Genomic DNA, 12,513 nt, shown 5'->3' on the forward strand with positions numbered 1-12,513 from the left:
AACCCAGAGCAATTACGGAAGGTATGGCAAGGCATTATAATATAAATGCTTCGCGGTTCCCGGAAATAATTCACAACGGAGAGCCGAGAGGCGTGGCATTTGTAGTTGAGCCGTCGGTGGCTATCGACAGTGATACCACTAAACACAGCGGTAGCGTGAGAATTTTTGACCAAGTGGGTAATGCGGTAAGCGACGAATTTGAGATGCAATTTATGGAACTTGAAAGAGGCATTATGGCAGGCGTTGCGGTTTGGGATGTCCATAATCAGTCAGGTCGTGTGGTAGCGCCTAAGGCATACGTTGCAATAATCAATATAAGACTTGTTCTTGAAGACGGCAGTTTGTTGGAAATGAAAGACATTCGCAGAACGGTAAACATAAGCCAGAACGAGAGATAGTCAGGTGATTGTGTGGGCAGGTATAATGCCTGTCCACACGTAAAAAATAAAAAACGAAACCAAAGAAAGAGGTAGTATAGTAAAATGTTTGGGAAGCAAAAAATTATTTTAGGCGCGGTATTGTTTTTATCGCTTTTTGCGATAAGCGCACAGGCAAACCGTAATGCGTGGTTTGAGGTGATGATTGGTATTGGAAAGGAATTCGACGGCACAAGGGACGGAATGGATGTAAACGGTATGAGTGTCATTAGCGGTGAGCACATACGGATTTTTTCGGAAAATCCCGCTGGACCGGATGAGAATCCGATATGGCAACGCAGTATGGAAGAGGGAACGGATTTTGTGCTTGAGAGCATAGAATTTGACTCGCCTGACGCGGGCGTCCGAACAGCGACAATAACAGTGCGCGCAACAGAGGGATCACACTTGGCGGATAGGCTTAATTTTAAGGAAGTTGAAGATTTCCCTGCGACAATTCGTCCTGCATCTGTGGTAATCAGCCTTACAGTTCCAAATATAACAGAAGGACAAACACTTAATCTAGAAGATTTGGATATAACAATAGAACCTCTAAATCCAAATATTCCTGCCCAATCTATTCCTTCGGTATGGAGGGATCTCGACTGGAGGAGACAAAATATAGAAATACGTTGGGCGCAGGCGAATATGGATCAGCATAATCTCTGCCCTCCGGGAGTAGTAAGAGATGATTGCGATCCTCGTTTTATTCCTGCGTGGAGAAAAGACGCTCCGAGATGGAGAGGCGAATATCGCGCACAGGCGCGTTTGAGTGCGTCGCCTACCGGAATGTCTAACTTTTCAGGTAATGTAAGCAGTGGATTGGCGCCGTTTACCATAAGGGAGGCTCAACAGTGATTTACAGCAAAAGAGTAATTTTGTATTTATTTGTAGCGGCATTATTCAGCACAGGCTTTTTATTTTCGAGCTACGCAGACGCATCACAAGAAGAAGGGCATATAGTGGCTGTTGCTACTGTTAGCCAAGAAGAAGAGACTGCTGATAATGAAGCAGAAGCTCAACCCGAAGCACAAACTCAGGACGTCGTCGAAGAAGCCGCTTCCGCACCCGAAGAAACAAGGCAAACAACTGCTCGCGCCGGCAGAGGTGTAAGATACGGAATACAAGTTCCTGTCAGAGGCGAAGAAGCGTCGGCAGACACAACAAGCAGGCGTGAAAGAAGACAAATCGAGCAAAGAGTAAGATTTGGTATGCATCTTGACCCTATCGAAAGGGTTGTTGAGGATGAAGACGAAGACGACGGAGTAATAAGACGTGTTTTAGACATTAACAACGCGGCGGACAGAGCGATTATGGCTTTTCGCGACTCTGTATTTGCACCGCCTCCCACTCCCGAAGACACAGTTCTTGACTTTGCACACCTTACCGTATTGGTTGACGGAAGAATAGCGGGAGACATACGAGATTCCATAGCAGGGTCGCGTATTCCGAGAATGTACGGTTGGATAGGCAACGGCGTGTGGCACACAAGTCGTCCTTATAAGGACAATCTTGACCGTTTTAACGTCGGTTTCGGACTTTTGTTTCCTTTATGGCGGCATTTCGGTATCAGAGGGGAATTTTCTTATATGAATACCGAATTTGCAGACAGTGTAGTTGGTTATAGAGGCGAGAAATACGCTAAGTTGGACACAGCGGCGGCATTTACAGTGCCTATTTTGGCTAATTTAATGTTTCGCCCCGGAGTTTTTATGTTTGACGCATACACAGGGGCAAGTTTTTTCGGCAATAAAGAAATGGTTAATCTTACAATGGGAGCGGTTATAGGTCGCAGATTAGGCAGAAACGGATATTTGTTCGGCGACGCGCGTTTCGGTTTTGGATATGGCGAAAGGTTCAGGTCTTTCGGAATTGGTTATGAATACGTTCCTGCTTTTGCGCGCTATGAAGGCGGCAGAAGACAGCACGCAATAGTAGCGCCCGCCGATACATTTACGATTAGCTTAAAAGTAAACGACGAGCGCGGTGGTTTAATAAGTCCCAGAGGCGAACAACGTATAAGAAGCAACCATACGTTTGGTTTTGCGGCAATGGCGAATTATCGTTGGACTTTGGATTCTCTTATTGTAAACGACACAATTATGACGGGTGAAATCGGGACGCATACATTTAATCGTATAAGAAACGATATGCAGATTTTGGCGATGTTCACAGCTCCGCCCGAAACATTTAACATAAATATTTTGGTGCTTGACCCCGAAAGCGGAGATACAATACTGAGACAAAACTTCACAGTTCTTGCAGGAGAAGATAAAGAAATCAATATTACTCCGCAAACGGGCTATGTTCTCAGCAATCTTATTATTAACGAAACGTCAATCGGCGCGCGCAACAGATATACCATACGTAATATCGACCGCGACGTGGACGTAAAAGCGACGTTCAGTTATGTAAGACCTGTAGTAATCAAAGCCGAAGCAACTGTTCAGGACGGTATAAACTTCGACGTTGGTACAGCGGAATTGACGGAAGATTCGCGAAGAACTCTTGCGGGTATTCACTACACAATGGTAGATAATCCCGAAATGGTAGTCGAGATTATGGGACACACGGATAACACAGGTCGCAGAGACGCAAATATGACCTTATCGCAGGCAAGAGCGCAGGCGGTAGTAGATTATCTTGTAGAAATGGGAATTGACAGCAACCGTTTGGTAGCGACAGGCTTTGGTCCCGACAGACCGATTGCAAGCAATACAACTCCTCAGGGCAGAGGGTTGAACCGTCGTGTGGAAATTCGCTCAATCAGAAGAACAGAAGGAGGAAACTGATTTATGAAAACATTTGAAAAATATTTGGTAGCGATTTTTGCGGTTTTGGCGTTAATTACGCTTGCTTCTTGCAAATTCGGAACTTACGAGTGGCCCACCGAAGCGCCTTTCAGGGCGCACACTCCGAAAGTAGAGCCGGCTTTCGGCACAAACCCTCAAACGGGAGAAAATGTAGCGGGACTTAGAGTATGGTGGGATGCCTTGCCAAACGTTCGCGGCTATGAAATCGACAGAAGATGCGCGGCAGGATTGGAGACAAGAAATTTCGCCGTTGTTTCATATCCCGATACGGTTTTCTTTGACGCGAGAGCGCCGCGCGGTACGGCTTTCAGTTATCGAGTGCGCGCTTTTAACGGAGCGGACACAGGCGTTTCAAGTGAATGGACGGCTCTCAGATTTGCTTTTCCTGCCGTAATCACAGGATTGACGGCAACGGCGGTAAGCCCTCTTCATATAAATCGTGATGAGGTTTCTCGGATAGATTTGCTTTGGGAACCTGTGGAGGCTACTCAGTTTTATGTTTACAGAAGCACAACCAACAATCCTAATACGCTTACAACGGCGCAAAATCGAATAGCTACGATAAGCGGCGCCGCACGGAGAGATTATCAAGACATCGGATTATCTCCGAACACTACGTATTTTTATTGGGTCAAAGCAGTGATGAATGATACATTAGTGAGCGAGTTTTCAAATATGGCTTCGGCAAGAACGTTGCTTGCACCTCCGAGAAATGTTCAGGTAGAAATCATCGCAAATGATGATGTCAGAATAACTTGGGATGAAGGTATTAACGGCGGCGCAGTCGGTTATGAAGTCTTCTTTGAAACAAGCCGTCTTCAGCCGACCCACTCTTGGCTTATAGCAGATGGCAGTTTGAGCGGGCGCACTGTAATCGATACCGGTTTTGTTGATATTTCTGTTGGAGCAACAATCATTTACGCTGTTCGCGCAATAGCAGAAGATGGCACCAAAGGCGATTTTGCGACAGGCGAAGCAATCAAGCGATAAAAACGGCAGATTTGCCATACAAATAAAAAAGGCGGGATTTCTCGCCTTTTTTTGTTTAGGCAAATAGTATTTTATATGGATAATGTAAACAAAGACAAAAATATAGGGAAACCATGAAAAAAAGAAAATTACCGATTGGCGGAATTCAGACGTTCAGCATACTTCGTAAAGAATACGATATGTATGTCGATAAAACGCAGCATATTTATAATATAGCGTCAAGATACAAAACCGTATTTTTGTCGCGCCCTCGCAGGTTCGGGAAATCGCTTTTATGTTCGACTATAAAATCCGTTTTCAGCGGCGAAAAAGAGCTTTTTAACGGCTTGGCAATATCCAAAACCGATTGGGCGTGGAAAGAACACCCGATTATTCACCTTGATTTATCCTTAGGGGATTTTACTAAGGAAAACGGCAATGAGGCGCTTCAGGCAAACATAAGAAGCCAGTTGTCGATTTGTGCGAAAGAGTATGAGACTGATATAAGCGATAACGCAGATATTTCTATAGTTTTCAGGGAACTGATAGTAGAACTTTCCCAAAAAATAAACAGCGTGGTTGTCATTATTGACGAATATGACAATCCGCTGTTAAATACTGTAAATCAAACTGAGCTAAATGTAAAATTGCGAGAAACATTAAAGGGCTTTTACGGTATTCTTAAAGGCTCTGACCAATATTTGCGTTTCACTTTTATTACGGGAATAACAAAATTTGCTCAGATAACCTTGTTTTCCGGAATGAACCAGCCAAAAGACATTTCTATGGATACCGAATATTGTGATATTTGCGGAATAACGCAGCGGGAACTGGAAGAAAATTTTGTACCGGAAATAAATGAGTACTCAAAAAAATACGGCGGCAAAGAGAATTATTTAAGAGAGTTGAGAGATTTTTACAACGGGTATTTTTTTACGGAAAAGAAATTGTCCGTGTATAACCCTTACGGAATACTCAATCATTTTGATAGCGACGCAAAGTTTACGCCGTATTGGAGTTTAAGCGGAACGCCGTCGTTTGTGTTGAAATATCTCGAAATGAAAGGGATAAACGTATTAGAAATAGAAAATGCCCGAATGGAAGCTAATATGTTTGCCGACTACAAAGACAATACTATCTCTATTTTTCCGCTTTTATACCAAGCGGGATATTTGACGATCTCGGATTACGACGAAAGAACCGGTTTTTACAGATTAAATTATCCCAACATTGAAGTCCGTAAAACATTTGCCGAGTTTTTGGCAAACAATTATTCCCAAGCGCAAAGTATTTTGGCAAAATCTATTTCCATTGAGTTTGTGGACGCTATTCTTGACGGCAATGTGGACGAATTTATGAATTTACTGAAATGGTATCTTCACACGGTTGATTATTCGTTAAGCAGTAAAATTACAGAGTCTTACGTAGAATTTGCCGTCTCCAACATAATAAATATGCTTGGTCTTGTTTGTGTAAACGAAGCGCACACTGCCAACGGAAGTATGGACAGCGTAATTTTCACGAAAGATCGCATTTACATATTTGAATTCAAGGTTGATAAACCCGTAGAAAATGCGCTGAGGCAGATAAAAAAGAAAGATTATGCCCTCTTTTACGCAAAAGACGGAAGAAAAATAGTAAAAGTGGGAGTTGTTTTCAGCAGAGAATTACGAAATATTGTCGAGTGGAAAACGGATGAGTAATCAAACAAGGGAGTTATAAGGTTATCTTGTATCTGTTCCCGAAGGAGCGCCATGAAAAAAATTTACACTTTGATTTTTATTGCAATATCTTTGGTTTTTGCACAGGACTTGAACGTTAATTCAATTATTCTTTCACAAAATTACGAAAAAATACCCGTCTCGCAGAACAGAGCGGACAGTGCGTTCTTCGCAACGCAGATTGCATTTTCTCGCTTAGTGGATTATGAGGCGTACGAAACATTTTTGGGCAGGGAAGTTTTAGCGAATATAGACGCCGCGCTCAGAATAAACCGCTTCGATACAAACGGAACACTTCAGCTTTACAGAAGAGCGATTTTGGAGGGAATGGCAGGAAGCATTCACCTCAAACGAAATTCGTTTGTGCGCGGTATCTCGCGAACTAATGAGTCGCAAAGATTGTGGGCGCAGCTTTTGGGCAGTGAATTTGACAATGAGGCGAATTTTGCGCTTGCTCTCGACGAATATTATAGAATTACTCTTTTTAGCCGCTCGCCGAGAAGAGACCGGTTGAATGCTGTGCTTGAAAGAATGCGGACTGCGATTTTACCCGATAACAAAACCTCGTTATACCTATCACTTTCCTACATCTGGGTATTGCAAGAACAACGCCTTTGGGATGAAGCGCAAAAAACATACGAACGCTTCTTCGCAAAATTTCCCAACAACACTATGATGCTTCGCGCCGCCCAAACAATAGCCGTCGATAAAGAAAACACAGCCGAAATCAAACGCTTCGCAACGCAACTAAACGAAATCTCAATAAAGCGAACACCAATAAATTACTCCGACCTACTCTCCGCAAGGCGAGCCTTGATTTTCACCTCCGAATTACCCCCGCAGCCCCACGTAGGGGCGGGTTTGAAACCCGCCCTTACAAGAGCGGAAGCCTGCGAACTGGCAAGAGAAACAGTTGTACTTTCGCAAAATATTGACAGTGAAACACAAAGAATTACGTGGGTCAGAAGACATTTAGACGCGATAAGAAGATTTGCGGCAGGGTGCCGGTAATTCGTAGGGGCGTATTGCATACGCCCAAATCGCCGACATTGTTCATTGTTGTACGTTCGTCCGGCATTGCAGGGCGTATGCAATACGCCCCTACGGAAAATCATTTAAACATCACCGGTCGGTGAGCGAAGTCGAACCGCTCTTCCCAAACTGAATGGAATACAAATGCTCATATCGTCCGCCTTTTGCCAACAGTTCGTCGTGAGTTCCGCTCTCTATTATTTTGCCTTTTTCCAAAACCAAGATTTTGTCTGCCGAGCGGATTGTCGAAAGTCGGTGCGCGGCAACGAAGGTGGTTTTTCCTTGCATAAGTCGCGATAGTGCAACTTGTACCAACTGCTCGCTTTCGGTGTCGAGCGCGGATGTCGCTTCGTCTAAAATGAGGATTTGGCTGTTTCGCAGAATTGCGCGGGCAATGGCTATTCTTTGGCGCTGACCGCCCGAAAGTGCAACTCCGCGCTCGCCGATAATCGTATCGAAGCCGTTTACCATTTTAGATACAAAGTCAAATGCGTTTGCGGCTTTGGCGGCGGCGTAAATTTCTTCGTCGCTACAGCCAATTCTGCCGTAGGCGATGTTTTCGCGAATGCTTGTGTTAAATAAAATGGTATCTTGCGAGACTATGCCGAAAAGTTCGCGGTAGGCAGTCAAGTCGAATTGCGAGATGTTTTTGCCGTCAAGAAGAATTTCGCCGCCGGTTATATCGTAAAATCGGGGGAGAATGTCTAACATTGTCGATTTTCCCGCGCCGCTTCCGCCGACGAGAGCAATAGTTTCGCCTTTTTTTATAGAGAAATTCATATTGTCCAAAACTATGGAATTGGGCGCGGTTTCGTAGAAAAACGACACATCTTTGAATGTTATATTGTCTGAGAAATTCGGTGTTTTGCTCTTATCCAAATCGCTTATGGCTTCTGCGGGAGTGTCAAAAACCGCAAAAACACGGGTTGCCGCCGCCGCCGCCGCCTGTATTCCCGCATTTACATTTCCCAGAGTTTTGAGAGGCTGATACGAAGAAAACAAAAACACCAAAAAGCGCGTGAAGTCTTCTGCGGTAAAACTGCCGTCGCCTGTTATGATTTGAGTGCCGCCTATAAGCAAAAGACCGACTATCAGATAAAAAGCGAGCGTTTCGGTGAAAGGAGAAAGCGTATCGCTGATAACTTTTTGCTTAAACTGATTTTTGCGCAAACGGTTGCTTATCGCGGAGAATTTGCTGTTTTCCAGCATTGTCATATTGAACATTTTCACCGCTCGAACGCCGCCGATTACTTCGGTTATGCGAGAAACCATTTCATCGAAACTCGTAAGGCTTTTTCGCGAGCGTTGTTTTACGTATTTTCCGATTTTTGCCATAATAAAAATTAAAATCGGATAAATCACAAAAATTACAAGGGTAAGTTCGGCGTTTATTATGAGCATCATTGCTACAAATCCGATTAGTTTCAGCGGCTCCATAAGAAGCGAGCCGAGCGAGCCCGCAACGGTTTGGTTTATTACGCTGAGGTCGTTTACCATTAACGCTACGAGATTGCCGCTTTTGTTTTGGTCGTAAAATTTTGTAGGCAGTTTAAGAATATGGCGATACAAATTGTTGCGCATATCGCGGGCGGTCGAAAAATTAAGCATACCGATACTGACGTGATTTATATACAAAAATATGTTTTTTATGGTGAACGCCACCGCCAAAAGCAAAGTTATAATGAAAAGCGGGTGCGAAAACCCGTCAATCAAGAAAATTTTATTACCTTGGTATTTCAGCCATTCGTTAATGGTTGCAAGCGAAAGGATGGGAGTTTCAAGCGGGGCGGTTATTTCGTCGGGCGCAAAAAGAACTTGCGGCAAAGACCCCAAAAACCAAGCCGATGCTCCCTGAAGAAGCACAGCCACAAACGCCGACAAAACGGAAAGAACAACAAGCCACCAATAGGGCTTCATATAGGATAAAACGCGACGGTACATAATAAAAATTCCTCTTTTTTAACTGTAAAATAATATTTTTACAACTCCGATATGCCCAAATAGTATTTTTACGCAAAAATAAATGTAAAAACTGAAAGGCGAAGAAAAATGTCTGACGAAAATGTATCAAACGAATGGTCTGAGAAAGACGACGAAATCGACATCAGAGAATTAGTGTTGGTTTTGTTTAGAAACTGGATTATAATTGTTGCGGCGACAATAGTTGTTGCTGTGGGTGTTGCGGTTTACGCGAATTTGCTTCCCGACCAATATGTCGCAAAAACTGTCGCCGTATCGGGCGGTGGCGGCGGCGGCAATAACCAAATGGCGGGGCTTGCGGCTTTGGCTGGAATAAGTATGCCTGTTGCGGGTGGCGGCGGCATAAACCTTATGAATTTTGTTGACCTTCTTGTGGAGAATACGGCGTTTAATCAAAGCATAATAGACCAAAAATGGGTTATCCGCAGATTGCAGACAAGAGAGGAGCAAATAGCTCGCGCGCCTTTTATTTATGATACAATGACTCTTGCGCAGTTTTGGACGGAAACGAGATTTTGGAAACTTACCGAGCCCGATACAACTGTTCCCGACTGGCAAATCAGGTGGAATATGGCGCAAGTAAACACATTGCGAAGTAATCGTTTTATCACGATTGACAGAGACCAAAGAACAGGAATATTGGAGATAAGAACTCGCTTTGAAAATCCGTCGTTGTCCTACGCCGTTCATCAGTTTTTGTTGGAATATTTGATGGAAGTTATTCAGGAAGACCGCCTTAACCGCGGCAAAGAAAGTCGGGAGTTTATTGAAGAGCGTGTAGCGGAAGTGCGCGACAACCTGCACAGAGCAGAGGCGCGACTTGTTCATTTTCGCGAAAGAAATCTGAGCGTGCAAAGTCCGACCGTAATGCTTGAGGGCGAGCGTCTTGGGCGCGAAGTAGCGCTTCACGCGGGGCTTTACGCAGAACTTGTTAGACAGCTTGAAATCGCGAGAATTGACGAAAGAAGAGAATCGCCTGCGTTTGAAATAATAAGAGAAGCGGATTTTCCTTTAGGTCCAAGCGAGCCGAACAGACGACTGCTTTATATTATAGGTCTTGCGGGCGGCTTTTTTGCGGGAATATTTTCAGTTTTTGCAAAAGAATGGATTTTGTCCATAATAAAACATAAAAATGCTTAAACAATATTTTTTAGTTTTCGCTTTGATTATTTTCTGCGCCGCACAGACATTTGCGGCGCTTCGTTTTTCTCCGTCCGAAAGCGATTTGACCGACATTGTTCAGTGGCGCGTAAATTTTTCGGACAGCGCGCATTTCTCCAATCCCAAATACGACGACAGGCATTGGGACACAGCCTCGATTGTAGGGCTTTGGAAGTTGGACGAACAAGGCGCCGACGGCATTCGCTGGTATCGCGCGCGAATTTTTGTTTCGGAGTATATTCCGTCAACCGAAAATTTGGCGATATTCGTTCCTATGGTGATTTCTGCTTACGAAGTTTTTTGGAACGGCGTTAAAATCGGTGAAAGCGGACGTGTTGCAGACAACATTTACGACGAAATAATAGGGCGCTCTGCGGGAATTTTCACCATTCCGCACGATTATTCCCAAATAGGCGAGCATATTTTGGCGCTTAGGATTTCCAATTTCAGCACAATTTCGGGATTTGTTTCCGAAAGTCCGCAAATCGGCTTTATGTCGAATATTTTTACAAGTTCTCTGCAAACGCTTTCCGTTTCATTTTTGATTGTCGGAATTTTGCTTATAACAGCGCTTTTCAACTTTGTTTTTATCGCAAAATCGCTTAACATAAAGGCGCATATCTGCTTTGCGGTGCTTTCGCTTTGTTGCACAGGCTACATTTTAATTCCGGTTTTTTCGAGCGTTTTTCCTTTTAATCTGAGCCATTATTATTCGCTTGTGCTTTGGGGCGACATCTTTTGGTTCGGAATTTTGTCGCTTCTTCCGATTTACCTTTATTTGGTTTTTGAAGACGAGTATTGGAAAATAAAATCGATTGTAATTTTTTCGGTTTGCGTTGTTTTGGTTGTCTTTCCTCGTCTTGCTTTTTACGACATCGTGCCGATTTCCACAATTTGGGTTTGGGATTTTGCAAATCAGATTTTTGCAATTATTTCGGTTATTGTTTCTATAGTGATTGCGTTTCGGGCGGCAATTCAACGCAAAAAAGGCGCTAAAATGTTGCTTGTCGGACTTGTGGTTTTTGCAATAGGCGTTTTTTTCTCATTTGCGTTTCGCCAAATAAGCACTTGGGCGACATCTTTTGCGGTATTGTCGGTTTTTATGACGGTCGTAATGGGCAGGTTTTTCTGGGCGGAAATGCGCGAAAAATCGGCATTGGAAGTAAGAAGCGCGCGCTTGGAATTAGAACTTTTAAAAGGGCATATAAGTCCGCACTTTCTCTTAAATTCGCTTAATTCCATAATTGCGTGGATAGAAGAAGACCCCAAAAACGCCACAAAACTTGTAAGCGAACTGTCGAAAGAACTTCGGCTTTTAATGGCTTTTGCCGAAAGAAAAACCGTTTCGCTTTCGGAGGAAATTTTACTTTGCCGCGCTCACATACAGGTTATGAACTTACGCAAAGAAAAAGAAATTTCACTTAAAGTCCACGGAAATATCGACAACATTACCGTTCCGCCGCTTATTTTACATACCGCCTTAGAAAACGGGATTACGCACGGATTTGTCAAAAAAGACAAAGGGATTTTTAATTTAAGCGTTGAAAATACACCGAAAAAAATCCGCATTATCTTAAAAAATGACGGCGACAATAAAGTTTCGCAAAACAAAACGGATTTGTCGGGGACGGGCAACAAATATATTGTAAAACGACTGAATGAACTTTACGAAAATGATTTTTCATTTAACTCGACACCGAGCCCCGACGGTTGGCAAGTTGTTTTTGAAATCCCGAATGATGAAAAAAAGCCTTTGTCTTAAACTAAAAACCTTTTTTTTAAACTTGACTTTTTGCGTTGGCGAAGCGTATTTTATTACAAAAAAGGAGTATAGTATGCAAACTATGACAATGACAGCGGCAAAAAGAAACTTTAACAAAGTTTTTGAAAATATCCAAAACAATTACGAGCCGATATTTGTTATCGGTAAAGAAAAGGCAATGGTTATGATTTCAGCGGAATATTGGAGTAATTTTGAAGAAACCGCATACTTGTCGCAACACTCTAAAATGAGAAAAAAAATAATTAACGGGCTCAAAACACCGATTTCGGAATGTATTCCTGAAAGCGAGATAAATTTTTGACTTATCAACTATTTTTTACAAAAGATGCTGCAAAAGATGCCGAAACCATAAAAAAATCACCTTTTTACCTAAAAGCAAAAGAACTTTTAGATATAATACGCGAGAACCCGTTTCAAATACCGCCGAAATATGAAAAACTTGTCGGAAATTACAAAGGCGCATATTCAAGAAGAATAAATATTCAACACCGCATTGTTTATGAAGTAATTGAAAGCGAAAAAATTGTTAAAATCATAAGTATGTGGAAGCATTACGAATAAATACTATTTTTCGTTTGACATTTTCGTTTTACCCTAAAACTAAACAGTGTTTAAAGCAGTGCTTGACTAATATATTA

11 protein-coding genes are annotated in these 12,513 nt (G+C 42.9%); 10 read left to right on the forward strand and 1 reads right to left on the reverse strand.

Annotation, left to right across the window (positions count from 1 at the left end; translation table 11 throughout):
* The 6 genes from FWE23_04445 to FWE23_04470 form a co-directional block, all read left to right on the forward strand.
* On the forward strand, positions 1-398 hold a 398-nt coding region (locus FWE23_04445), incomplete at its 5' end, for a hypothetical protein (GenBank protein MCL2844685.1).
* Positions 399-482: 84 nt separating this feature from the next.
* Positions 483-1,274 (forward strand): hypothetical protein, encoded by a 792-nt coding sequence (locus FWE23_04450; GenBank protein MCL2844686.1) that lies wholly within the window; start codon positions 483-485, stop codon positions 1,272-1,274.
* On the forward strand, positions 1,271-3,208 hold the full coding sequence (locus FWE23_04455) for an OmpA family protein (GenBank protein MCL2844687.1): 1,938 nt from the start codon (positions 1,271-1,273) through the stop codon (positions 3,206-3,208). The genes FWE23_04450 and FWE23_04455 overlap by 4 nt, the downstream gene beginning before the upstream one ends.
* A 3-nt stretch (positions 3,209-3,211) precedes the next feature.
* Positions 3,212-4,219, forward strand: a complete 1,008-nt coding sequence (locus FWE23_04460) for a hypothetical protein (GenBank protein MCL2844688.1) — start codon at positions 3,212-3,214, stop codon at positions 4,217-4,219.
* A 113-nt stretch (positions 4,220-4,332) separates the two neighbouring features.
* Positions 4,333-5,901, forward strand: coding sequence for an ATP-binding protein (locus FWE23_04465; protein ID MCL2844689.1), 1,569 nt, complete (start codon positions 4,333-4,335; stop codon positions 5,899-5,901).
* A gap of 51 nt (positions 5,902-5,952) precedes the next feature.
* Positions 5,953-6,930, forward strand: coding sequence for a hypothetical protein (locus tag FWE23_04470; protein MCL2844690.1), 978 nt, complete (start codon positions 5,953-5,955; stop codon positions 6,928-6,930).
* Between the two features lie 111 nt (positions 6,931-7,041).
* Here the strand turns inward: FWE23_04470 and FWE23_04475 are convergent, their stop codons facing one another.
* Positions 7,042-8,892 carry an ABC transporter ATP-binding protein/permease gene (locus tag FWE23_04475; protein MCL2844691.1) on the reverse strand — a complete coding sequence of 617 codons (1,851 nt, stop codon included), beginning with the start codon at positions 8,890-8,892 and terminating at the stop codon, positions 7,042-7,044.
* Positions 8,893-9,000: 108 nt separating this feature from the next.
* Between FWE23_04475 and FWE23_04480 the strand changes: the two genes are divergently transcribed.
* The 4 genes from FWE23_04480 to FWE23_04495 all read left to right on the forward strand — a co-directional run bounded on the left by FWE23_04480 (position 9,001) and on the right by FWE23_04495 (position 12,436).
* Complete coding sequence (locus tag FWE23_04480) at positions 9,001-10,071, forward strand: Wzz/FepE/Etk N-terminal domain-containing protein (GenBank protein MCL2844692.1); 1,071 nt, start codon at positions 9,001-9,003, stop codon at positions 10,069-10,071.
* Positions 10,064-11,854, forward strand: a complete 1,791-nt coding sequence (locus FWE23_04485) for a histidine kinase (protein ID MCL2844693.1) — start codon at positions 10,064-10,066, stop codon at positions 11,852-11,854. The genes FWE23_04480 and FWE23_04485 overlap by 8 nt, the downstream gene beginning before the upstream one ends.
* A gap of 73 nt (positions 11,855-11,927) precedes the next feature.
* Positions 11,928-12,176, forward strand: a complete 249-nt coding sequence (locus FWE23_04490; GenBank protein MCL2844694.1) for a type II toxin-antitoxin system Phd/YefM family antitoxin — start codon at positions 11,928-11,930, stop codon at positions 12,174-12,176.
* The gene (locus FWE23_04495; protein ID MCL2844695.1) at positions 12,173-12,436 is read left to right on the forward strand and encodes a Txe/YoeB family addiction module toxin; all 264 of its coding nucleotides are present in this window, start codon (positions 12,173-12,175) and stop codon (positions 12,434-12,436) included. The genes FWE23_04490 and FWE23_04495 overlap by 4 nt, the downstream gene beginning before the upstream one ends.
* Positions 12,437-12,513: the final 77 nt, after the last annotated feature.

It is taken from the genome of Chitinivibrionia bacterium, from assembly GCA_009779925.1.
In the GTDB taxonomy this organism is placed as follows: Bacteria; Fibrobacterota; Chitinivibrionia; order Chitinivibrionales; family Chitinivibrionaceae; genus WRFX01.

Excerpts from the sequence above, each read along its gene's own strand:
- FWE23_04450 (MCL2844686.1), top strand. The coding sequence starts at position 483 with ATGTTTGGGAAGCAAAAAATTATTTTAGGCGCGGTATTGTTTTTATCG.
- FWE23_04460 (MCL2844688.1), top strand. The coding sequence starts at position 3,212 with ATGAAAACATTTGAAAAATATTTGGTAGCGATTTTTGCGGTTTTGGCG.
- FWE23_04465 (MCL2844689.1), top strand. The coding sequence starts at position 4,333 with ATGAAAAAAAGAAAATTACCGATTGGCGGAATTCAGACGTTCAGCATA.
- FWE23_04470 (MCL2844690.1), top strand. The coding sequence starts at position 5,953 with ATGAAAAAAATTTACACTTTGATTTTTATTGCAATATCTTTGGTTTTT.
- FWE23_04475 (MCL2844691.1), bottom strand. The coding sequence starts at position 8,892 with ATGTACCGTCGCGTTTTATCCTATATGAAGCCCTATTGGTGGCTTGTT.
- FWE23_04480 (MCL2844692.1), top strand. The coding sequence starts at position 9,001 with ATGTCTGACGAAAATGTATCAAACGAATGGTCTGAGAAAGACGACGAA.
- FWE23_04485 (MCL2844693.1), top strand. The coding sequence starts at position 10,064 with ATGCTTAAACAATATTTTTTAGTTTTCGCTTTGATTATTTTCTGCGCC.
- FWE23_04490 (MCL2844694.1), top strand. The coding sequence starts at position 11,928 with ATGCAAACTATGACAATGACAGCGGCAAAAAGAAACTTTAACAAAGTT.